Source organism: Arcobacter sp. CECT 8989, from assembly GCF_004116715.1.
Taxonomy (GTDB): Bacteria; Campylobacterota; Campylobacteria; order Campylobacterales; family Arcobacteraceae; genus Halarcobacter.
The window spans coordinates 16,077-38,495 of record NZ_PDKE01000009.1 but is presented as its reverse complement, the minus strand read 5'-3'; the positions used below and the strand labels follow the sequence as shown (position 1 = coordinate 38,495).

The window sequence follows — 22,419 nt, the reverse complement described above, 5'->3', positions numbered from 1 at the left end:
ACTCACTTTTAAAAAATTTGGGTATTATAGCTTAATTGTCATAAGGTATTAGTAAAAAAGGATCTCCATGGCATTAAGCGTAGATAATGCATTAAAAACAATCTCAGAATTAATAGTAAATCCTAAATTTGAAATCATCCCAATAGAAGAATCTATAAATAGAATTTGTGCCCAAGACATAAATGCGAAGTTGGCACTTCCAAGATTTAACAACTCTGCTATGGATGGTTATGGCTTTAGATTTGAAGATATAAATAAAGAACTAAATATAATCGATACAGTTTTTGCAGGTGATAATAAAGATATCACTCTTAAAGAAGCAACTTGCATAAAAATCATGACAGGAGCAGTTGTTCCTGATGATGTAAATGTTATAGCACCAAAAGAAAATTGCACAGTTTTGGATAATGGAAATATTCTAATAAATGATAAAACTTTAAAAGAGTACTCTCATATACGATTTGTAGGTGAAGATGTAAATATTGATGATAAAGTATTAAGTAAAGGTGATGAAATAAATTTTGCCGATATTACACTACTTAGTTCTCAGGGTATTTCATATATAAGTGTTTATAAAAAACCAAAGGTAGTTGTTTTTGCAAGTGGTGAAGAGTTAAAACTTCACTATGAAAAAATAGAAGACCATCAAATTTATAACTCAAATACCCCTACTTTTTTAACAAGATGCAAAGAGTTTAATTGTGATGTAACTTTTATAGGTCAAGCAAGAGACTCGATTGAATCACTGCAAGAGCTAATCAAAAACTCACTTGATGCTGATTTAATTGTTACCTCAGGGGGAGTTTCTGTTGGAGATGCTGACTTTACAAATGAGGCATTTTTGAGTTTAGATTTTAAACAAATTTTTAGAGGTATTGAAATAAAACCAGGTAAGCCAACTATTTTTGGAAAAATAGAGAATACCTTTATTTTAAATTTACCAGGTAATCCTCTTGCTTCAGCTTTAATTTTTGAAGTTTTTGGAAAAGTTCTACTTCAAAAACTTTTAGGTTCTAATTCAATTTTTCATGGAACAATAAATGCAAAGTTAGGAACTGATTTAAAAAATAAAAAAGGAAGAATTACTATAATTCCAGGTTTATTTGATGGAGAGTATTTCTTTCCAGAAGACAAAAGACTTCCAGGAATGGTATCTACCTTAAGTAGAAGTAACTGTATGATAGCACTTAATGAAGATGTCTCATCTTTAAAAAAAGATGCAACAGTTAAACTTTTACCAATAAATTGGAAATTTTTTAGAAAAGATTATAAGGATTTTATAACATATGAGTAGTACATCAAAAAAAGCAGTTTGTATTTTAAGTGGAGGAATGGACTCTACTTTAGCTTCATATATAGCAAAAAATGATGGTTACGAGATTATTGCAGTTCATTTTAACTATGGACAAAGAACAGAGAAAAGAGAGCTTCAAGCCTTTAGAGATATTTGTGAAGATTTACAAATTAAAGAAAAATATGAAATTGATATTCCTTTCTTCACACAAATAGGAGCAAGTGCTCTTACTGATAATACAATTGATGTTCCAACAGATGGAGTTGAAGATGGTGTTCCTGTAACTTATGTACCATTTAGAAATGGAATTTTTCTTTCAATAGCAAGTGCTATTGCAGAAAAAGAAGAAGCTAATGCTTTATATATTGGAGTTGTTGAAGAAGATAGTTCAGGTTACCCAGATTGTACTGATGAATTTATTGACAAAATGACAGCAGCTATTAATCAAGGAACTAAAGAGTCAACAAAACTAGAGATAAAAACTCCTCTTGTTCATCTAATGAAAGATGAAATTGTTAAAAAATCTTTAGAATTAGATGTTCCGTTAAAACATACTTGGTCTTGTTATAAAGAAGAAGAAACTGCTTGTGGAGTATGTGATTCATGTAGGCTAAGACTAAATGGATTTAAAAAAGCAAACTCTACAGATCCAATAAAATATAAGGGATAAATTTTGACTTGGAAAATTTCTAAATCATTTGATTTTTGTTATGGCCATAGAGTTTGGTCTCAAACTTTAAATAGTGAGTACTCATTAGACCCTTGTTTAAAATGTAGACACTTACATGGTCATCAAGGTAAAATTGTAATATTTTTAGAAGCTCAAAAATTAAAAGATGGAATGGTTACAGACTTTAAACACTTAAACTGGTTTAAACAGTTTTTAGATGATGTATTAGACCATAAATTTATTCTTGATATAAATGACCCACTATACCCTACTTTACTTCCTCACATAAAGAAAGAAGATTTAATTCATTTTGAAGAGGGTTATTATATTCCTAATATAGATAAAATTAAAGATGAAGAGAGTCATATAAAAGAGATGTATGAAGGATATGTAATAGTTGACTTTGTACCTACAAGTGAAAATCTATCAGCTTGGTTTTTAGAAATAGCAAGCAAAAAAATGCAAAAACTTGGAGTTAAAGTTTCAAGTGTAGAGTTTGCAGAAACTCCAAAAAGCAAAAGTCATGTCTTTGCTTGAAGTTAATGAAATCTTTGGTCCTACAATTCAAGGAGAAGGAAAACTAGTTGGTACTCCTTCTATCTTTATAAGACTTGGGAAGTGTAACTTTAGATGTGAAGGCTTCAGCGTAGAGTATGAAACTCCAAGTGGTATTAAAAAATGCTCATGCGATTCATATTATGCTGTAGATATGGCATTTAAAGACCAATGGCAAAAGATGACTGCACAAGATGTAATCAAAGATGTTTTACAACTTGAACCTAACTACAAAATTGATATTGTTATTACTGGTGGAGAACCTCTTTTATATTGGAAAAATGAAGAGTTTCAGAACTTATTAAAACATTATGTAGAAAATAATTATAAAGTAACTATTGAAACTAATAGCTCACTAAATATAGATTTAAGTGAAACTTATCAGAAACAAATACTATTTTCTATGAGTGTAAAACTATCAAATTCATTAGAGCCTTTAAAGAAAAGAATCAATATAAATACACTAACAAAAATCATCAATGAAACAGATGGTTCTTACTTAAAATTTGTTATTGATGAAGACTTTAAAGAACAAGCTAGCAAAGAGATAAAAGAGCTAACAGCTCAACTACCAAAAGTAGATGTATACCTAATGCCAATGGGCGATACAGCAAAACAAATAAATGAAAATAGTGAGGCCGTTATTAACCTCTCAATTGAAAATGGATATAAGTATTGCGATAGACTTCATATAAGAGTTTGGGACAATAAAAGAGGTGTTTAAAATATTTTAGATATAATCTGTCTTTAATATAAAGAACAACTTGTTGTTCTCTTTAGAAGTCAAAAATAAAAGGTTTTCTTTTAATTGGAAACTATTTTAAGGATTTAATTTATGAATTTTACAGGTTCTAATGTATTAGTAACAGGTGCTAGTAGAGGAATTGGTGCAGAGATTGCAAAAACTCTTGCTACTTATGGTTTAAAAGTTTGGATCAACTATAGAAGTGGAGCTGAAGCTGCTGAAAAAATCAAAGAAGAGATTGAAGCTGCTGGTGGAAAAGCTGCAATAGTTAAAGCTGACGTAACTAAAGAAGATGAATTCACTGCTGCAATTAAAACAATTGTAGATGCAGATGGAGAACTTTCATACCTAGTTAATAATGCTGGTATTACAAGAGATAAATTAGCATTAAGAATGTCTGTTGAAGATTTCAACGATGTTATCGCTGCAAACTTAACATCTGCATTTATTGGATGTAAAGGTGCTTTAAAAGCTATGGGTAAAAAGAAATTTGGTTCTATTGTAAATATCTCTTCAATTGTTGGAGAAATGGGTAACCCAGGTCAAACAAACTACTCTGCTTCTAAAGGTGGATTAAATGCGATGACTAAATCATTTGCAAAAGAAGCTGCAGCTAGAGGTATTAGATATAATGCAGTAACTCCAGGTTTTATTCAAACAGATATGACTGATGAATTAAAAGATGAAGTTAAAGCTGAATATGAGAGAAATATCCCTCTAAGTAGATTTGGACAACCAAAAGAAATTGCAGATGCAGTAGCATTTTTATTGAGTGATCATTCATCGTATATTACAGGTGAAATACTAAAAGTAAATGGTGGATTATACGTTTAAAAAAGATTTATTAAATCTTTTTATGGTATAATTTGGCGATAATTTTAAAAAAGGAAAAGAATATGGCATTATTTGATGATGTAAAAGAAGTAGTAGTTGAGCAACTAGATTGTGATCCTGCAGAAGTTAAAGAAGAGTCTAAATTTATTGAAGATTTAGGTGCTGACTCATTAGACGTTGTTGAATTAGTTATGGCGTTAGAAGAGAAGTTCGATATCGAAATTCCAGACGAAGATGCAGAGGGTATCTTAACTGTTGCTGATGCTATCAAATACATCGAAGATAACGCGTAATTAATACGCTATTCTTATAATTTAAGCCAGTATTCTATACTGGCTTTTTTTTAACATTTTTTATTTTAATTGTTGAATTTTTAATAAATATTTTAAGAATTGAATTATTTAAATACTTATTTTTGGAGCATATTTAATGAAAAGAGTTGTTATAACAGGTTTAGGAACAATTAATTCAGTAGGTCACAATGTAGAGGATTCTTTCAATGCCGTAGTAGAGGGTAAATGTGGAATCAATGAAATTACACTGTTTGATGCTAGTGAATATTCTGTTCAATTTGCAGGAGAGGTTAAAGATTTTGACCCAACTACTGTAATGGATAAAAAAGAAGTTAAAAAAGCTGATAGATTTATTCAATTAGGAATAAAAGCAGCTTATGAAGCGATGGATGACGCTGGATACATCAGTGCTGAAGATAAAAAAGTTAATGAATCTATTTCTGAAAGATTTGGAGTTATTTCAGCTTCAGGAATCGGTGGATTATCAACAATTGAGAAAAACTCAGTAACTTGTGCTAACAGAGGACCAAAAAGAATTTCACCATTCTTCATTCCTTCTTCATTAGTAAATATGTTAGGTGGATTTATTTCAATTGAGCATGGGCTAAAAGGTCCTTCATTATCTCACGTAACAGCTTGTGCAGCTTCAACACACGCTTTAGCAGATGCAGTTAAAACTATTGCAACAAATGGTGCTGATAGAGTATTAGTTGTTGGTGCAGAAAGTGCTATTTGTGGTGCTGGAATTGGTGGATTTGCTGCAATGAAAGCATTATCTACTAGAAATGATGACCCACAAAGTGCTTCAAGACCATTTGATAAAGATAGAGATGGTTTTGTAATGGGTGAAGGTGCTGGTGCACTTGTACTTGAAACATTAGAATCAGCACAAGAAAGAGGTGCTAAAATCTATTGTGAAGTAATTGGATTTGGTGAATCAGGTGATGCAAATCACATTACAGCTCCTGTTATGGATGGTCCACTAAGATCAATGAGAGCAGCATTAGCTATGGCTAAAGCAAATACTGGTGAAGATATCAAAATTGATTATATCAATGCTCACGGTACATCAACTCCTGTTGGAGATGTAAATGAGTCTAAAGCAATTGTTGAGTTATTTGAAGGACTTGAAAACTGTCCTCCTGTTACTTCTACAAAAGGTCAAGTTGGTCACTGTTTAGGTGCAGCTGGTGCAATTGAAGCAATTTTTACAATCAAAGCACTAAATGAAGGAATTATCCCTCCAACAATTAATATTGAAAACCAAGATGAAGAGTGTAAACTAGATTACGTTCCTAATACTGCAAGAAAAGTAGAGTTAAATACTGTTATGAGTAATAACTTTGGTTTCGGTGGAACTAACGGTTCTGTAATATTCAGAAAACTAGAAAAGTAATATAGAGTTTAAACACTTTTTCAAAAAGGAAATTATTTGGCAACTTACTTAGATTTTGAAGACAAAATAAAAAAAATTGAAGAAGATATCACAGTTGCAAAAACAAAAAATGACGAACATGCAGTAGAAATACTGGATAAAAAGTTAGAAAAAGAGGTTGAAAAGACATTTAAAAACCTTAGTGATTATCAAAAACTTCAATTAGCTAGACACCCTGATAGACCATATGCTATGGATTATATTAAGGGTCTTATGACAGATTACTATGAAATTCATGGTGATAGACACTTCGATGACGACAATGCTATTGTGTGTTTCCTTGGATATATTGGAAATGAAAAAGTAGTAGTTATTGGAGAGCAAAAAGGTAGAGGGACAAAAGATAAGTTAAAAAGAAACTTTGGTATGCCAAGTCCTGAAGGTTATAGAAAAGCTTTAAGAGCAGCTAAATTAGCTGAAAAGTTTAACTTACCGATTCTTATGCTAGTTGACACTCCGGGTGCATATCCTGGAATTGGTGCAGAAGAAAGAAACCAATCTGAAGCAATTGCTAGAAACCTTTATGAGTTTTCTGAACTAAAAACTCCTACTGTTTCAGTTGTAATTGGAGAAGGTGGTTCAGGTGGAGCACTTGCTATTTCAGTTGCTGATAAACTAGCAATGATGAGATACTCTGTTTATGCAGTTATTTCTCCAGAAGGTTGTTCTGCAATTTTATGGAATGACCCTGCAAAAGTTGAAACAGCAGCAAATGCATTAAAAATAACAGCTGAGTCTTTAAAAGAACTTGGTTTAATTGATGATGTAATTAAAGAGCCACTTATTGGTGCTCATAGAAAAAAAGAAGATGCTATTAAAGCATTAGGTGATTATTTTTTAACTTCACTTGCTGAATTAAAACAGTTAACACCAGCTCAAAGATACGAAAAGAAATATGAAAAACTTATGAACTTAGGAAAGTTCGAAGCTAAATAGTATTTTCTTAAAAGTTGTAGTTAAACTACAACTTTTAGTCTCTTACTAACCTACCTACAGGCTCCCCACCAATCATATGAAAATGTAAATGATGAACTTCTTGTCCACCATCATCACCGATATTTGTAATTAATCTATATCCACTTTCTCTAATACCTAGTTTAGATGCAACTTTTTGCATAAACTCAGTCATACCTGCCATAATTTTTGGAGGAATTACATCAAATGAATCATAGTGCTCTTTAGGGATAATAAGAACATGAACTTTTCTAGCTGGATTGATATCATTAAATGCTAAAAAATTCTCGTCTTCTAGGATAGTTTGATTAGGTATTTCACCCTTAACTATTTTGCAAAAAATACACATATATTAACCTTTTTTAGTTTAAAAAATATTATAACCAAACTCTAATAAATTTTAAAGTATAATCCAAACCTTTATAAATAAACAACAGGAGAATAAAAGTGAAAGAATGGCTTGATAAAATTAGTAATGCTGATTCACTTGAAGTTCTAGAGAATTTAAGAATTGAAACTTTAGGTAAAAAAGGTATTATCCCTGCACAATTTGCAAAGATGAAAGATATTCCAGGACCAGAGAAAAAAGCTTTTGCTGAAAATTTAAATACGCAAAAAGCTGAAATCACTGAAGCACTTGAAGCTAAAAAAGAGATTTTAGAACAACAGGCACTAGAAGCAAAATTAAAAGAAGAGAAAATTGATGTAACAAAATTCAACAATGAGTTAACATGTGGTGCAGCTCACCCGGTTTCTTTAACAATGGATAGAATTATTCAATATTTCCAAAACCTTAACTTTGCAGTAGAAGAAGGTCCATTAGTAGAAGATGATTTTCATAACTTTGAAGCATTAAATCTTCCTAAATATCACCCTGCAAGAGATATGCAAGATACATTCTATAATAAAGATTATACTTTATTAAGAACACACACTTCTCCTGTACAAATTAGAACTATGTTAAGTCAACAAACTCCAATCAGAATGATTGCACCAGGTACAGTTTTTAGAAGAGACTTTGACTTAACACATACACCAATGTTCCATCAAATTGAAGCATTAGTTGTTGATGATGCAGATAAGATTTCATTTGCTAACTTAAAACATGTATTAGTAGAGTTCTTACATCATATGTTTGGTGACGTTGATGTTAGATTTAGACCATCATTCTTCCCATTTACAGAACCATCAGCAGAAGTTGATATTTCATGTGTATTCTGTAAAGGTGATGGATGTAGAGTATGTTCTCACACAGGATGGTTAGAAGTACTTGGATGTGGTGTAGTAGACCAAAATGTATTCAAAGCAGTTGGATACGAAAATAAATCAGGATATGCTTTTGGATTAGGTGTTGAAAGATTTGCAATGCTAATTCATAATATTGGTGATTTAAGATCTCTATTTGAGAGTGATTTAAGATTATTAGGACAGTTCAAATGATAATAACAAGATCGTGGATACAAGAATATATTGATATTTCTAAAATATCAACAGAAGATATTTGTAAAACTTTAAACTCTATTGGATTAGAAGTTGATAGTGTTGAAGAACAAAGAATGCCTTCTAATATTGTAGTAGGTAAAGTTTTAGAAAAAGAGAAACACCCAGATGCCGATAAATTAAATATTTGTCAAGTTGATATTGGAAATGAAACTGTTCAAATTGTTTGTGGTGCAAAAAATGTAGATGCGGGACAATTTGTTCCTGTTGCCGTTGTTGGTTGTAACTTAGGTGAAGGTTTCAAAATTAAAAAGGCAAAACTAAGAGGTGTGGAATCAAACGGTATGATTTGTTCTTCAACTGAAATAGGTTTACCTAAATTAAATGATGGAATTTTAGAACTTGATGAATCAATTGGTAAATTAGAAGTTGGAAAAGAGTTAAAAGACTACCCTCTTTTAAATGACGATGTGATTGAAATTGAGTTAACTGCAAATAGAGGTGACTGTCTAAGTATCAATGGTGTAGCTAGAGAATTATCTGCATTTTACTCTATTGCTTTTAAAGAGCAAGAGTTTAAAATAAACTACAATGACTTAGGAATTGGACAAATTTTAGAAGTAGAGAGTTTAAGTACAATTGAATCTAAATATATCTATACAGTTATTAACGCAGAAAACTTCACTTTACCAGTATTACAAAGATTAAGAGTTGGAGCAATTGATAAATTTAAAGAGAATGATTTAGTTGATGCTTTAAGTTATATTACTCATAACACTGGTGTAATTTTAAATGCTTATGCAAAAAAAGATGCTGAAGATATTAAAGGTCTAGCAACAATTCATATCCAAAAAGACAAACAAGGTTTTGATGTAATCATTGGTGAAAAGAAATTAAGTACTGTAGGTGTTGAACACTGTGAAATCAGTGAAGACAAAGAGTATATAATTGAAGCTTCATATATCAACCCTGAGCTTTTAGCAAAAAAAGTATTTGAAACAAAAAAAGAGACAGGTGATGTTTATTACAGAAGTTCAAGAGGTAGTGAACCAGATATTGAAACTGGTATGAAATCTTTTTGTTCTTTAATTTCTCAAAGTGGTGCAGAAGTTTACAATGGGAATGAAGCACTAGTTGACTATGAAGAAAAAATCACTATTGATGTAAGTGTTAAAAAAGTTAATGCAATTATTGGTCAAGATGTAGAAAAAGCACATATTGATAAAATCTTAAGTGGATTAGGATTTGAAGTAAAAGATAACTCTTCTGATGTTTTATCTATTAAAGTTCCTCACTATAGACATGATATTAAAAATATTGCTGATGTTACAGAAGAGATTGTTAGAATTATTGGTATTGATAACATTCAAGCAAAACCTTTAGCAATTGATGAAGTAAATAGAGTAAATAAAACTTCATATGATTTAGTTAAGAAAAACAAATTAAGAGCTAAAGCTATTGAAAATGGTTTCTTTGAAACTGTAACTTATGTTTTTGCAGATAGAGAAAAATTAACAAAATACTCTTTACCAACTGTTCAAGAGAGTTTAGATTTATTAAATCCTATTGTAAAAGAGTTAGATACATTTAGAACAACTATTTCACTAAATCTTATTGAAGCTTGTTCAAACAACTCAAAACTTGGATTTAAGTCAGCAGCTTTCTTTGAAATTGGAAAAATATTCAACTTAAAAAGAGAAGAAAAAACTGTTGTTTCTTTTGTATTCTCAGGACAAAAAGAGCTTGAAGAGATTTCAAACTCTGGTAAGCCAGAAAACATTGACTTCTTCTCTTTCTCTAAAAAAGTATTAAATACGGTTGGAAAATTTGATTTAGAGCCAATGGAAAAAATGCCTAATGACTTAATTCACCCTTACCAAAGTGCAAATGTAATTGTAGATGGTCAAAGTGTAGGATTTATTTCAAAATTACATCCAAGCGTAGCTTCTGAATATGATTTAAGTGATACTTTCATTGCAGAGATTGACTTTGAAGCGATTGCAACTAATTTAATCAAAGTAGAAAGCTACTCTAAATTCCAAGCTTCTAAAAAAGACTTAAGTCTTATTGTTCCAAAAGATATGGAGTTTAAGAAAATCAAAGATGTAATTAACTCTTTAGAAAATAATACAATTAAACAATATAACTTAATTGATATCTATAATGATGAAAATTTAGGTGAGAATGAGAGTTTAACTATTAGATTTGTTCTTCAAAACGATGAAAAAACACTTGAAGAAGAAGATATTACTTCTACAATGAATAGTATTTTAGAAGCATTAAAAGAAAAATTAAATATTGAATTAAGATAAGGAAAATAAAGTGGAAACATTTGACATTAAAAAACTATCTAAGCCTTTTGACATAGAAATTGACTCAATTGCAAGTGATAAATCAATATCACATAGATGTGCAATGTTTTCACTATTTTCTAATGAAACTTCATATATTAAAAACTACCTTACAGCAGAAGATACATTAAATACTTTAAGTATAGTAGAACAATTAGGTGCTAAAATCACACGTGATGGTTCTACTGTAGAAATTACACCAACAGATAAACTAACTGAACCAAATGATATTCTTGATTGTGGTAACTCAGGAACTGCAATGAGACTGTTTTGTGGACTGTTAGCTTCTATTGATGGTGCATTTACATTAACAGGAGATAAGTACCTAAAAGAGCGACCAATGAAAAGAGTGGCAGACCCACTAAGAAGTATTGGTGCAAAAATTGACGGTAGAGAAGAAGGAAATAAAGCTCCTTTATTTATTAGAGGAGTAAAAGAATTAGATCCTTTTACTTATATTTCACCTGTTGATTCTGCGCAAGTAAAATCAGCAATGATACTAGCAGCACTTAGAGCTAATGGTATTTCAAAATATAAAGAAAATGAACTAACACGTGACCATACAGAAAGAATGTTAAAAGGTATGGGAGCTAAGTTAGAGACAGATGATGAAGGGTTTATAAATATTCATCCTTTAGAAGGACATTTAAAGCCATTAAATATTACAGTTCCAACGGATCCAAGTTCTGGGTTCTTTTTTGCAGTTGCAGCTGCAATTACAAAAGACTCAAGGGTTGTAATCAAAAATGTATCTTTAAATCCTACTAGAATTGAAGCATACCAAGTTTTAAAAAGAATGGGTGCAGAAGTTAACTTTATAGAAAAAGAGAATATTTATGAGCCTATTGGAGATATTGAAGTAAAACACAAAGAGCTAAATGGTGTTGTGGTTGAAGATAATATCTCTTGGTTAATTGATGAACTTCCAGCACTTTCAATTGCTATGTCAATTGCAAATGGAAAGTCATTGGTAAAAAATGCAAAAGAGTTAAGGGTTAAAGAGTCAGATAGAATTAAATCTGTTGTTTCAAATCTTGAAAAATGTGGTGTTACTTACACTGAGTTTGAAGATGGTTATGAGATAATAGGTGGAACAATAACTAAAGCCTCTATAGACTCTCATGGAGACCATAGAATTGCAATGAGCTTTGCAATTGCTGGTACTTTATGTGATATGGAAATAAATGATGTTGATTGTATTTTGACTTCATTTCCAAACTTCAAAGAAATCCTTGACTCTTTATATTAAAAAATAAACGTTCCCTTTAAAAATGGGAACATTTAAAGGATAATACTTATGAAAGTAAAACTAGCATCAAGCTATGGTTTTTGTTTTGGAGTAAAAAGAGCAATTGAAATTGCAGAAAAATATGAAGATTCTGCAACAATGGGACCACTAATTCATAATCAAAATGAAATTGATAGACTAAAAACTGACTACAATGTAGGTTTATATAACAATCTAACAGATGTAAAACCTAAAGATACTATTATTATTAGGACTCATGGTATTCCAAAAAATGATTTAAAAGATTTAAGAAAAAAAGATGCAAAAGTTATAAATGCAACTTGTCCTTTTGTTACCACTCCTCAACAAATTGTAAAAAAAATGTCTGCTGAAAACTACTCTATATTAATCTTTGGAGATCAAGACCATCCAGAAGTTAAAGGTGTAAAATCATATGGCGAGGACCAAGATGATGTACATGTGATTTTAACTGCTGATGAACTAGATAATTTAAACTTTAAGTATGACAAAATTGCAACTGTAGCACAGACAACTAGAAAAAAAGAGATTTACTTAGAAATTGTAAATAAACTTATACTAAAAAACAAAGAAGTGAGAGTTTTTAACACTATTTGTGATGCAACTTTTGAAAATCAAGATGCAGCAAGAGAGTTGTCAAAAGAAGTTGATGTAATGGTGATTATTGGGGGGAAAAACTCTTCAAATACTAAACAATTACACTATATATGCTTAGAAAATTGTAAGGATTCATACTTGATTGAAAATGCCAAAGAACTTGACTCTTCTTGGTTTAAAGACAAAAACCTTTGTGGTATTACTGCAGGTGCAAGTACACCTGACTGGATTATTCAACAAGTTGTTGACGAAATAGAAAAATATTAAGCGAGTTGTTTAAGTAAAATTTAGATATAATCATAGCCATTTATAATAAAACGGTTAATACGAAGGAATAAAATGGGTATCGATGATATTGAATTAGGTGAAGACTTTGATTTTGAGAAAATGCTTAATGAGTCTTTTGAGAATGCTGAAAATAACTCTGTAGTTGATGGTGTAATTGTAGAAATTACTAATGATAGTGTACTTGTTGATGTTGGACAAAAGATTGAAGGTAGATTAAACCTTTCAGAAATCACAATTGGTGGTGAAGTTCAATTTAAAGCTGGTGATACAATCTCTGTTATGTTAATGGGAAATAAAGGTGAAAGACCAAATATTTCTTACAAAAAAGTTTTACAAAAAGAAAAATTTGACAACTTTGTAAAAGAACATGGTGAGAATGTTGAAGATGTAACAATTGAAGGTAAAATTATTTCTGTTAAAAACAGAGGTGGATTTATTATTGAAGATGATTCTGGATTAGAATACTTCATGCCAATGGCACAATCTTACTTAAAAACTCACGGAGCAATTGGTAAAAAAGTTAAAGCTAAAGTTTTAAAAGTAAACGAAGCTCAAAACTCAATCATTGTTTCTAGAAAAAAACTTATTGAAGAGTCTAAATTAGAAAAAGATTCTAAAGTAAATGAAATCTTAGAGAAAAACGAGCCAGTAAACGGTATCGTTAAAAAAATCACTTCTTATGGTATGTTTATTGATTTAGGTGGAATTGATGGTTTAGTAAACTACAATGAAATCTCTTACAAAGGGCCTGTTAACCCTGCAAATTACTATGACGAAGGTGATGAAGTATCTGTTATTGTATTATCTTATGATAAAGCTAAACAACACTTATCATTATCTATCAAAGCTGCATTACCAAACCCTTGGGATGAAATCAAAGATGAATTAGAAGTTGGTGATACAATTACTGTTACTGTTTCTAACTTTGAATCATATGGTGCATTTGTTGATTTAGGAAATGATATTGAAGGTTTATTACATATCTCTGAAATTTCTTGGAACAAAAACTTAAAAAATCCAAAAGATTTATTAACTTTAGGTGAAGAAGTTAATGTTGAAGTTATTGAACTAGATGTTGACAAAAAAAGATTAAGAGTATCTCTTAAAAACTTACAAGAAAAACCATTTGCTAAATTTGTAAAAGAGAACAAAGTTGGTGATGTTATTCAAGGTAAAGTTGCTACATTAACTGATTTTGGTGCTTTCGTTACAATTGGTGAAGTAGATGGATTATTACACAATGAAGAAGCTTCTTGGGAATCAAATGCTAAATGTAAATCACTTTACAAAAAAGGTGACGAAGTTGAAGTTAAGATTATCAAAGTTGATAGAGAAAAAGAAAACATCTCTTTATCAGTTAAAGAAATTTCTGAATCTCCAGCTAAAAAATTCCAAAATGAACACAAAATTGGTGACATCGTAAAAGGTGCTGTTAAAGATAAAAAAGATTTCGGAATTTTCATTAAATTAGATGACAACTTAGATGGTCTAATCAGAAATGAAGACTTTGGTCCATTAAATGTTGAAGAAGTTAATGTTGGTGACGAATTAGAAGCAGTAGTAGTAAATATCGACACTAAGAAAAATAGAGTAAGATTATCTGTAAAAAGATTAGAGCAACAACAAGAAAGAGAAGTTCTAAAAGCAGTTAACGATGATACGTCTATGACATTAGGTGATTTACTAAAAGACCAAATTAAATAAGGATTTGTAGTAATGAGTAAACATACAATCGTAGTTTGTGATCACATTCATGAAGATGGTTTAAACATTTTACAAAACACTGAAGATATCAACTATGTATATGCAGCAGACATTGATAAAGTAGCACTTTTAGATGTTATTAAAGATGCTGATGTTGCTATTACTAGATCTTCAACAGATGTTGATGAAAAGTTTTTAAACGCAGCAACTAATCTTAAAGCAATTATTAGAGCTGGTGTAGGATACGATAACGTAGATATGGAAGGTTGTAGCAAAAGAGGAATCATTGCTATGAACGTTCCAACTGCAAATACAATTGCAGCAGTTGAGCTTACTATGGCTCACATGCTGTCTTGTATGAGAAAGTTCCCTTACGCACATAACCAATTAAAACAAGATAGAATCTGGAAAAGAGAAGATTGGTATGGAAATGAGCTTTATGGTAAAAAACTTGGTGTTATCGGATTTGGTAACATTGGACATAGAGTTGCATTAAGAGCTAAATCTTTTGAAATGGATGTTGTTACATACGATCCTTATATTCCTTCAACAAAAGCAACTGATTTAGGTATTAATTATACAACAAACTTCGATGATATCTTAGCTTGTGATATTATTACTATTCACACTCCAAAAAATCAAGAGACTCTTGATATGATTGGTGAAGAAGAAATTGCTAAAATGAAAGATGGAGTTATTTTAATCAACTGTGCTAGAGGTGGTTTATACAACGAAGAAGCACTAGTTAATAACTTAAAATCTGGAAAAATTGCAATGGCTGGTATTGATGTATTCAAAAAAGAGCCTGCAATTGATCACCCTCTTTTAGATTTAGACAATGTAACTGTAACTGCACACTTAGGTGCAAATACAAAAGAATCTCAAAAGAAAATTGCTACTCAAGCAGCTGAAAATGCAATTGAGTCTGCAAGAGGAATTGCATATCCAAATGCTCTTAACTTACCTATTGATGAGAGTAAAATTCCTTCATTTGTAAAACCATATATTGAGTTAACTCAAAAAATGGCATATTTAGCTGCTCAAACAGACAAATCTGCTATTAGATCTATTTCTGTGTGTGCTCACGGAGAGATTAAAGAGTATCTTGACTCTTTATCTACATTTGCTACAGTTGGAGCTTTAACTGCATCTAGTGATGCTGCTGAAATCAACTATGTAAATGCTAAATTTATTGCTGAAGAAAAAGGTATCAAATTTGATACTTGTGAAGTAAATCACTGCACAGGATACAGCAATAAAGTTACTATCAAAATCACTACAGAAAAAGGTGTAAATACTATTTCTGGTACTGTCTTTGATGAAGATGTTCAAAGAATTGTTGAACTAAATGGTTTTGACTTTGATATTGAGCCAAAAGGAAAACTTATCATTATGAGAAATACTGATGTTCCTGGTGTAATTGGAGAAGTTGGTAAACTATTAGGTGATAACAAAATTAATATTTCAGACTTTAGATTAGCAAGAGGAAAAGATTCTGCATTAGCAGTTATCTTAGTAGATGAATCTATTAATCATAAAGTATTAGATCAAATTAAAACTCTTGAAGCTGCAATTGCTGTAGCTTATGCAGAAGTATAAAAGGAATAGCAATGGCAAATATTTCAATGAGTGAACTTAAAAAAGGTCTAAAAATTGAACTTGATGGTGTTCCTTATAAAATCACTGAATACCAACATGTAAAACCTGGTAAAGGTGCTGCATTTGTTAGATGTAAAATTAAATCATTCCTTAATGGAAAAGTTATTGAAAAAACTTTCCATGCAGGAGACAAATGTACTACTCCAGATTTACAACAAAAAACTATGCAATACCTATATGATGATGGTGAAATGCTACAATTCATGGATGCAAACACTTATGAACAAATTGGTTTAACATATGACCAAGTAGGTGATGCTGAAAAATGGATTATTGATGGAATGAATGTTGATATGATGTTCTTTAATGGTAATGCTATTACTGTTGAACCACCAATGACTGTTGAACTTAAAATTGTAGAAACTCCACCTAACTTCAAAGGTGACTCACAAGGTGGTAAAAAACCTGCTACTTTAGAAAGTGGAGCTGTTGTACAGATTCCTTTCCACCTAGTAGAAGGTGATGTTATCAAATGTGATACTAGAACTGGTGAGTACTTAGAGAAGGTAAAATAAAAAGGCAAAGTTTTATCGCTATAAACGGCGATAAAACTCCTTTTTCCTCAGTCACTTACAGTTCACAGTTTGTAAGCTCCCTCGTCAAAAGAAGTCCTATCTTGTTTCTAACAACAAATCTTTACCTTTTAAAATTATTTAAACCAATCAATTATATTTGTTAAAGAATCCTTAAAGCCTATCAACAGTTTTAAATTACTATCAAGGTTCTTAAACTTATTCCATGTTGTTGCATACCATGATTTTTTAGGATATTTTGTTAAATTGTTTTTACTGTCTTCAATAACTAAATGAATTTTTTCACTATCTTCTTTAGAAATTTCATTTTCTAATTTGATTACTTTTTCTTCAAGTCTATCTAGCTTAATAATCATATTTTCTATTTCTTCTAATGTAAATCTTTCATTTTCATCAATAATATTTTTATCAAGTTCAGTTTTTATTAATTCAGATATATTATCAATATTAAAATTATTATTTATTTCTTTTAGTTCTGTATCAATTCTTTGAATCCAATTTCTAATATTAAATGATACAGAATGAAAATCATTAATTTTTAGACAATCTTCTTTTTTATAATCACCAGGAGACACTGTAATAAATAATGCTTCTTTATCTATATAGTTTGCATCTGTTAAAACAAATGAACTTTTCTGCTTAACTTGATAGCTTTTTTCTTCTAGTATAAAATGGCAATCATCATGTGCAACAAATTTAATCTTACATAAAACTCTTCCAGATGAAGGAAATTCAAAAATAAAATCATCAATAGTAAAATACTTAGATTCATTAAATTCATTTAATATTTCATTTATTTTGCTTTTTTTTAGATTAGTCAAGCTTCCTCCAAAATCATTTTTTTTATTATATTCAAAAATATCTAAAAGCCATATTTTAAGTAAGGTCAAGGAAAAGAAGTAAACTTATGAAGGAGTTTACTATAGTAAATAACTGATTAAATTTTCTTATTTGACGAAGAGATTGCTAAAAAGATGGCTTTTAATCTAGCCTTTTCTTTTTAGATAGATGATTTTCTCTTCACCTATATAATTCTCATGCACAATCTCAAAATCCATATCAATATCATTTAAAGCATTTACACCTTTTCTAATCTTAGGACTTACAAGTAAAACAATATAGTCAATCTTCTCTTTTAATTTATCCATTAAGTTATAAGTACCTTCAACCATAATGAATTTATAATCTAATAGTTTAAATAAATCATCACTTATAATTACATCTCGATTAGGTATTTTAAAAAGAGGAATATTATTATCAAATACTTTATTCTTTGTATAAATCATAATATTAGGAGCTTGTCCTGCAATATATCTAGCATCTAATGTTGGTTTGTCAGTTCGCACTGTATTTCCACCAATAAGCATTAAATCAATTTTATCTCTTAACGTATGTACATAAGCCTTAGCTGTATTTGAAGAGATACTTCCATCAATACAACCATTTAATGTTTGAGCCATTTTATAAAATATAAAAGTTCCATTTGTCCACTTAATAAATGGATATAAAAGGTCATAAGCTTCTTTTTTCATACATCCAAGGCTCACATCAATATTAGATGACTTTAACGTTTCTATACCACCTTTTGCTTCTTTATTAATATCTTCATGAGCTACTACAACTCTTTTAGGTTTTATCTCTTTTAATAAATTAGCACAAGCAGGAGTTTTTCCTATATGATTACATGGTTCTAAAGTTACATAAATAGTACAATCTTCAAAAAAACCTTTATGATTTTTTATTAGATAATCATGTATATCATGGCTAGATGTTTTTGCTTTTAAAATATCATTTGGATGTTTTTTAAGATAGGCAGCTTTAAGTGCATTTACTTCTGCATGAGGCATTCCTACTTCTTTATGAGCTTCAATAGAAAGTATCTCTCCATCTTTTACAACAACACAGCCAACAGCTGGATTAGGATAAGTCATTAATTGATATTTCCATGCTTCATCAATAGCAAGTTTCATAAAAAAATTATCATCTATTTTCATTGTTCTCTTTTCTAAAGTAAAAAAAAAGGAAGCTGAAAAATCAACTTCCTTTTTTAACTATTTTTAAATTTATTCTACCATTCAAAATAAGTAGATGCTGAAGATATTTCATCATATGAAATTATCTCTTCACCATGTTCTGTTTTGATTTTAATTTCATTATCGTCTGCTGATAATAATTCACCTTTAATAGTGTTTTTATCAAAATCTTTTAGTTTAACTTTATCACCAATAGAAGCTTTATAGTGTCTTGGATTTTTTAATTTTCTTTCAATTCCAGGAGAACTAACTTCTAAGTTATATTTACCATTCATTGGTTCATCTAAATCTAAAATTGGAGATATCATTCTAGAGATTTCTGCACATTTATCAAGGTTGATTCCCTCTTTAGCTGTAACATAAACTCTAAAGATATTCATATCATTCTCTTTTAAAGATACAATATCATAAACTTCTGCACCACAACCTTGTACTGCAATTTCAATTGATTCTTCTAAATTCATGATTCACTCTTTTTATCTTTTTCAATTTTTCTAAATAAATCTTCAATATTTTTTGACTTCTCCAAAGATTTATCATTTTCAAATTTAAAGTTAGGACACTTATACCAACCAGTTGCACTTAAAACATATGATTTAATTCTACCACTTGCTTTAGTTAATGCAGAAACTACTCCTGGTATTTCCTTATCCTCGAAGTCACTTCCATCAAAATATACAATTGCATCATATTTTCCATTTTTGCAATTTACACCAGTGATAGGAAGAGATCGGATTCTTTCGTCATTCATAATTGATAGAGCTTCAGGTACAAGCTCCATCAGTAATGATTCAGTTCTTTGAAGATTAATACTTTTCATTAAGCTGCCTCTTTACAGTTCAATTTCTCTTTTTTCTTCAATTTGAATAAATGTTTCAATGAAGTCTCCAACTTTAATATCGTTGAATTTGTCAAACATAATACCACATTCGAATCCATTTGATACTTCTTTAACATCATCTTTAAATCTTTTAAGAGATGAAATCTTACCAGTGTAAGTTACAACACCATCTCTAATGATTCTTGCATGTCCACCTCTGATAACTTTACCATCAGTTACGAAACATCCTGCAACTGTTCCAATTTTTGGAACAACAAATGTATCTCTAACTTCTGCTTGACCAGTATTTTCTTCTCTAATAACAGCACTCATCATACCAGAAAGTGTATCTTTAACATCATCAATTAAGTCATAGATGATAGAGTAAGTATTAATTGTAATACCATCCGCTTTTGCTTTATTTTTAACAGAACCAGTAGGTCTTACGTTAAATCCTAAGATAACACACCCTTCTGATGCACCAGCAAGAATTAAGTCAGACTCAGTAATTCCACCAACACCTGCGTGAACTACTTTTACTTTTACTTCTTCATTTTGGATTTTTTCTAATGAACCTTTAATTGCTTCTAATGAACCACCAACATCAGTTTTAATAATTACTGGAAGTTGTTTGATTTTACCTTCTGCAATTAATCCACTCATCTCTTCTAAAGAAACTTTTGTAGATTTAGATAACTCTTTTGCTCTTGCATGTTCTGCTCTAGTTGTAGCAATTTCTCTAGCTTCTTTATCAGACTCTTGTGCTACTAAAATCGAACCAGCTGCAGGAACTTCATTTAATCCAAGAACAGAACCTGTTTCAGAAAGTCCTAAAGATTTAACTTGTTTACCAAGGCAGTTTGTAATTGCTTTAACTCTACCAAATGTAGTGTCACAAACAATGTTGTCACCAACTTTAAGTTCACCATTTTGAACAATAACAGTTGCAACAGGTCCTCTACCTTTTTCTAAAGATGATTCAACAACAGTTGCTTTTGCTTTTGCAGTTGGGTCAGCTTTTAATTCTAAAATTTCTGATTGTAAAAGAATGTTTTCTAATAAATCATCAATTCCTTCTCCAGTTTTAGCAGATACACCAATAAACTCAATATCTCCACCCCAATCAACAGGAGTCATTTCTCTCTCTGCCATTTGAGCTTTAACCATATCCATGTTTGCTGCTTCTTTATCAATTTTATTTACTGCAACAATAATTGGACATCCAGATGCTTTTGCATGAGAAATAACTTCTTCAGTTTGTTGTTTAACACCATCATCAGCTGCAACAACAATAATTACAATATCAGTTACTTCAGCACCTCTTGCTCTCATTGCAGAGAACGCGGCGTGACCTGGAGTATCTACAAAAGTAATCTTTTGATCATTTTGTTTGATTGTATATGCTGAAATATGTTGAGTAATTCCACCAGCTTCTCCTGAAGCAATTTTAGAAGATCTAATTTTATCTAATAATGAAGTTTTACCATGGTCAACGTGTCCCATGATTGTAACAACTGGAGGTCTAGTTTCAAAATTTGTTTCATCAATTTCTTCTTCTTGATAATCTTCAACATAGTTTGCATCTTCTAAAGCATCTTTAACAGTTACTTCAATACCAAACTCTTCACCAAGAATTTCTAACTCATCTTGTTTTAAGAAGTCATTTTTTGTAACCATCATTCCAAGACCGAATAATACTGTGATTACTTCTGATGCTGATTTACCACAAGCTTCTGCAAACTCGTAAACCCTTACATCTTCTGGAATTGTTACTTCAGTGATTTCAATTTCTTCTTCAGTTCTTTTAATTCTTTTCTTTCTTTTCTTTCTTTTTAAACCTTGAGGTCTATTACCAAATGCAGCAGGTCTTGAAGATCTACTTTGTTTTTTATCATTGTTGTTATTTGGTTTATTCTCTTCTAAGAATTTTGAAGGTTCAGATAAGTCCATATCTAATAAAACAACTTCTTCACCAAGTAATGATTCATCACTTGCATTAGAGAAGTCAGATTGAGAACCTCTTTCTAATTCAATAACCTTACCATGGTCATGTGCTTTTGGAGGTTGTTTCTTTTTCTCTTTTTTTCTAGCTACTTTTTGAGCTTGAGTCTCTTTTTTGTCCTCTGCTTTATCATTTCCACCTAAAATCTCACTAAGTGATTTCATTGCTTTTTTAGGTTGACCTTCAATAGCTGAAGAAGAAGTTTGGATTTGCTCTTTTGGCTCTTCTCTTGGCTTCTTCTTCTTAATAATTTTTAGCCCTCTTCTTTTAGGAACAACTCTTTTAGGAGCCACACTTTTAACGCTTTCTTCTTTTGGCTCTTCTTTTTTTGGTTCTTCTTCTTTTTCTACTTTTTGCTCTGAAGTTTCAACTTTTTTTGGTTCTTCTTCTTTCTTTGGTTCTTCTTTAGACTCAGTCTCTTTTTTAACTGGTTCTTTTTTCTTTACTACTTTTTTAGCAGCTGGTTTTGTAGCAAGTTTCGAACTTTTACCAGTCATAATGTAGTTTGCTATCTCTTCTGCATCTTCAAATGAAACTGCTGTTTGAGGTGATTTAAGTTCTATTCCTAAATCTTTAGCTTTAGCAATCACTTCCGTGCTACTAGCTCCTGCTTCTTCAGCAATTTCATATACTCTTACGTTATCTGACATGCGTTAAAATCTCCTTAAGTTGTCCTATGTAGTTATCTTTGTTTTTACACTCTCTAAAAAGTGCTTTTTCAAGTTTTTTTAAATTTTTAGAGTTAATGTCTTCATCTTCTAATAATGAAATACACTCTTTACAGATATAAAAACTTCTTCCCATGTTGTCAAAGGCTTGAAGTTTCTTATCTTTACATTTAAATCTTAGCAACAAGTTTTGTTCAAATTTACCTCTACAAACAATACATGTTCTAATGGGCTTTTTCAAAATAGTCAATATAATACCTAATTTTTACTTAAACTT

The 22,419-nt window shown here is 30.5% G+C and carries 22 protein-coding genes; 15 read left to right on the top strand and 7 right to left on the bottom strand.

Translation table 11 applies throughout. The annotated features are described in order from the left end of the window. The first annotated feature begins 67 nt into the window (after positions 1 to 67). The 8 genes from CRV02_RS09490 to accA all read left to right on the top strand — a co-directional run bounded on the left by CRV02_RS09490 (position 68) and on the right by accA (position 6,762). On the top strand, positions 68 to 1,294 hold the full coding sequence (locus tag CRV02_RS09490) for a molybdopterin molybdotransferase MoeA (protein ID WP_129090129.1): 1,227 nt from the start codon (positions 68 to 70) through the stop codon (positions 1,292 to 1,294). After that, on the top strand, positions 1,287 to 1,964 hold the full coding sequence (gene queC, locus CRV02_RS09485; RefSeq protein WP_129090128.1) for a 7-cyano-7-deazaguanine synthase QueC: 678 nt from the start codon (positions 1,287 to 1,289) through the stop codon (positions 1,962 to 1,964). Before CRV02_RS09490 ends, queC begins: the two co-directional genes overlap by 8 nt. Positions 1,965 to 1,967: 3 nt before the next feature. Continuing rightward, positions 1,968 to 2,501: a 6-carboxytetrahydropterin synthase gene (locus CRV02_RS09480; RefSeq protein WP_129090127.1), complete on the top strand. Its 534-nt coding sequence runs from the start codon at positions 1,968 to 1,970 to the stop codon at positions 2,499 to 2,501. Next, positions 2,488 to 3,243 (top strand): 7-carboxy-7-deazaguanine synthase QueE, encoded by a 756-nt coding sequence (locus CRV02_RS09475; protein ID WP_258239277.1) that lies wholly within the window; start codon positions 2,488 to 2,490, stop codon positions 3,241 to 3,243. The genes CRV02_RS09480 and CRV02_RS09475 overlap by 14 nt, the downstream gene beginning before the upstream one ends. 111 nt (positions 3,244 to 3,354) lie before the next feature. After that, complete coding sequence (gene fabG, locus CRV02_RS09470; protein ID WP_129090126.1) at positions 3,355 to 4,098, top strand: 3-oxoacyl-ACP reductase FabG; 744 nt, start codon at positions 3,355 to 3,357, stop codon at positions 4,096 to 4,098. 62 nt (positions 4,099 to 4,160) lie between these two features. Next, on the top strand, positions 4,161 to 4,391 hold the full coding sequence (gene acpP, locus CRV02_RS09465; protein WP_114839973.1) for an acyl carrier protein: 231 nt from the start codon (positions 4,161 to 4,163) through the stop codon (positions 4,389 to 4,391). Between the two features lie 136 nt (positions 4,392 to 4,527). Further along, positions 4,528 to 5,787: a beta-ketoacyl-ACP synthase II gene (locus CRV02_RS09460; RefSeq protein WP_129090125.1), complete on the top strand. Its 1,260-nt coding sequence runs from the start codon at positions 4,528 to 4,530 to the stop codon at positions 5,785 to 5,787. Positions 5,788 to 5,823: 36 nt separating this feature from the next. Beyond that, on the top strand, positions 5,824 to 6,762 hold the full coding sequence (gene accA / locus CRV02_RS09455) for an acetyl-CoA carboxylase carboxyl transferase subunit alpha (RefSeq protein WP_129085271.1): 939 nt from the start codon (positions 5,824 to 5,826) through the stop codon (positions 6,760 to 6,762). Positions 6,763 to 6,796: 34 nt separating this feature from the next. On the opposite strand, the gene CRV02_RS09450 is transcribed toward accA, so the two are convergent. Then, positions 6,797 to 7,129, bottom strand: coding sequence for a histidine triad nucleotide-binding protein (locus CRV02_RS09450; protein WP_129085270.1), 333 nt, complete (start codon positions 7,127 to 7,129; stop codon positions 6,797 to 6,799). Positions 7,130 to 7,227: 98 nt separating this feature from the next. Here CRV02_RS09450 and pheS point away from each other — a divergent pair, with 98 nt between their 5' ends. From pheS to efp, 7 genes are all read left to right on the top strand, one after another. Continuing rightward, positions 7,228 to 8,220 (top strand): phenylalanine--tRNA ligase subunit alpha, encoded by a 993-nt coding sequence (pheS, locus tag CRV02_RS09445; protein WP_129085269.1) that lies wholly within the window; start codon positions 7,228 to 7,230, stop codon positions 8,218 to 8,220. Next, entirely contained in the window at positions 8,217 to 10,532 is a 2,316-nt protein-coding gene (pheT, locus tag CRV02_RS09440; RefSeq protein ID WP_129090124.1) for a phenylalanine--tRNA ligase subunit beta, read from the top strand. The genes pheS and pheT overlap by 4 nt, the downstream gene beginning before the upstream one ends. Before the next feature lie 10 nt (positions 10,533 to 10,542). Next, the gene (gene aroA / locus CRV02_RS09435; RefSeq protein ID WP_129090123.1) at positions 10,543 to 11,820 is read left to right on the top strand and encodes a 3-phosphoshikimate 1-carboxyvinyltransferase; all 1,278 of its coding nucleotides are present in this window, start codon (positions 10,543 to 10,545) and stop codon (positions 11,818 to 11,820) included. 48 nt (positions 11,821 to 11,868) lie between these two features. Continuing rightward, complete coding sequence (locus CRV02_RS09430; protein ID WP_129090122.1) at positions 11,869 to 12,702, top strand: 4-hydroxy-3-methylbut-2-enyl diphosphate reductase; 834 nt, start codon at positions 11,869 to 11,871, stop codon at positions 12,700 to 12,702. Positions 12,703 to 12,774: 72 nt separating this feature from the next. Continuing rightward, positions 12,775 to 14,427 (top strand): 30S ribosomal protein S1, encoded by a 1,653-nt coding sequence (locus CRV02_RS09425; protein ID WP_129090121.1) that lies wholly within the window; start codon positions 12,775 to 12,777, stop codon positions 14,425 to 14,427. A gap of 12 nt (positions 14,428 to 14,439) precedes the next feature. Then, positions 14,440 to 16,026 carry a phosphoglycerate dehydrogenase gene (gene serA, locus CRV02_RS09420; protein WP_129085264.1) on the top strand — a complete coding sequence of 529 codons (1,587 nt, stop codon included), beginning with the start codon at positions 14,440 to 14,442 and terminating at the stop codon, positions 16,024 to 16,026. Between the two features lie 11 nt (positions 16,027 to 16,037). Beyond that, positions 16,038 to 16,601, top strand: a complete 564-nt coding sequence (gene efp, locus CRV02_RS09415; protein ID WP_129085263.1) for an elongation factor P — start codon at positions 16,038 to 16,040, stop codon at positions 16,599 to 16,601. Between the two features lie 134 nt (positions 16,602 to 16,735). Here efp and CRV02_RS09410 read toward each other — a convergent pair whose 3' ends face one another. From CRV02_RS09410 to CRV02_RS09385, 6 genes are all read right to left on the bottom strand, one after another. Then, positions 16,736 to 17,440, bottom strand: coding sequence for a hypothetical protein (locus CRV02_RS09410; protein ID WP_129090120.1), 705 nt, complete (start codon positions 17,438 to 17,440; stop codon positions 16,736 to 16,738). Between the two features lie 165 nt (positions 17,441 to 17,605). Next, entirely contained in the window at positions 17,606 to 18,613 is a 1,008-nt protein-coding gene (gene ribD, locus CRV02_RS09405; protein WP_129090119.1) for a bifunctional diaminohydroxyphosphoribosylaminopyrimidine deaminase/5-amino-6-(5-phosphoribosylamino)uracil reductase RibD, read from the bottom strand. Positions 18,614 to 18,687: 74 nt separating this feature from the next. Beyond that, positions 18,688 to 19,116 carry a ribosome maturation factor RimP gene (gene rimP, locus CRV02_RS09400; RefSeq protein WP_129090118.1) on the bottom strand — a complete coding sequence of 143 codons (429 nt, stop codon included), beginning with the start codon at positions 19,114 to 19,116 and terminating at the stop codon, positions 18,688 to 18,690. Further along, positions 19,113 to 19,472, bottom strand: a complete 360-nt coding sequence (gene rbfA, locus CRV02_RS09395; protein ID WP_129090117.1) for a 30S ribosome-binding factor RbfA — start codon at positions 19,470 to 19,472, stop codon at positions 19,113 to 19,115. Before rbfA ends, rimP begins: the two co-directional genes overlap by 4 nt. Positions 19,473 to 19,484: 12 nt before the next feature. Next, entirely contained in the window at positions 19,485 to 22,124 is a 2,640-nt protein-coding gene (gene infB, locus CRV02_RS09390; protein ID WP_129090116.1) for a translation initiation factor IF-2, read from the bottom strand. Next, positions 22,114 to 22,386 carry a DUF448 domain-containing protein gene (locus tag CRV02_RS09385; protein ID WP_375137085.1) on the bottom strand — a complete coding sequence of 91 codons (273 nt, stop codon included), beginning with the start codon at positions 22,384 to 22,386 and terminating at the stop codon, positions 22,114 to 22,116. Before CRV02_RS09385 ends, infB begins: the two co-directional genes overlap by 11 nt. Positions 22,387 to 22,419 lie beyond the last annotated feature (33 nt).

Excerpts from the sequence above, each read along its gene's own strand:
- acpP (WP_114839973.1), top strand. The coding sequence starts at position 4,161 with ATGGCATTATTTGATGATGTAAAAGAAGTAGTAGTTGAGCAACTAGAT.
- rimP (WP_129090118.1), bottom strand. The coding sequence starts at position 19,116 with ATGAATTTAGAAGAATCAATTGAAATTGCAGTACAAGGTTGTGGTGCA.
- CRV02_RS09490 (WP_129090129.1), top strand. The coding sequence starts at position 68 with ATGGCATTAAGCGTAGATAATGCATTAAAAACAATCTCAGAATTAATA.
- CRV02_RS09460 (WP_129090125.1), top strand. The coding sequence starts at position 4,528 with ATGAAAAGAGTTGTTATAACAGGTTTAGGAACAATTAATTCAGTAGGT.
- serA (WP_129085264.1), top strand. The coding sequence starts at position 14,440 with ATGAGTAAACATACAATCGTAGTTTGTGATCACATTCATGAAGATGGT.
- CRV02_RS09425 (WP_129090121.1), top strand. The coding sequence starts at position 12,775 with ATGGGTATCGATGATATTGAATTAGGTGAAGACTTTGATTTTGAGAAA.
- rbfA (WP_129090117.1), bottom strand. The coding sequence starts at position 19,472 with ATGAAAAGTATTAATCTTCAAAGAACTGAATCATTACTGATGGAGCTT.
- CRV02_RS09475 (WP_258239277.1), top strand. The coding sequence starts at position 2,488 with ATGTCTTTGCTTGAAGTTAATGAAATCTTTGGTCCTACAATTCAAGGA.
- fabG (WP_129090126.1), top strand. The coding sequence starts at position 3,355 with ATGAATTTTACAGGTTCTAATGTATTAGTAACAGGTGCTAGTAGAGGA.
- efp (WP_129085263.1), top strand. The coding sequence starts at position 16,038 with ATGGCAAATATTTCAATGAGTGAACTTAAAAAAGGTCTAAAAATTGAA.
- pheT (WP_129090124.1), top strand. The coding sequence starts at position 8,217 with ATGATAATAACAAGATCGTGGATACAAGAATATATTGATATTTCTAAA.
- infB (WP_129090116.1), bottom strand. The coding sequence starts at position 22,124 with ATGTCAGATAACGTAAGAGTATATGAAATTGCTGAAGAAGCAGGAGCT.
- queC (WP_129090128.1), top strand. The coding sequence starts at position 1,287 with ATGAGTAGTACATCAAAAAAAGCAGTTTGTATTTTAAGTGGAGGAATG.
- CRV02_RS09430 (WP_129090122.1), top strand. The coding sequence starts at position 11,869 with ATGAAAGTAAAACTAGCATCAAGCTATGGTTTTTGTTTTGGAGTAAAA.
- CRV02_RS09450 (WP_129085270.1), bottom strand. The coding sequence starts at position 7,129 with ATGTGTATTTTTTGCAAAATAGTTAAGGGTGAAATACCTAATCAAACT.
- ribD (WP_129090119.1), bottom strand. The coding sequence starts at position 18,613 with ATGAAAATAGATGATAATTTTTTTATGAAACTTGCTATTGATGAAGCA.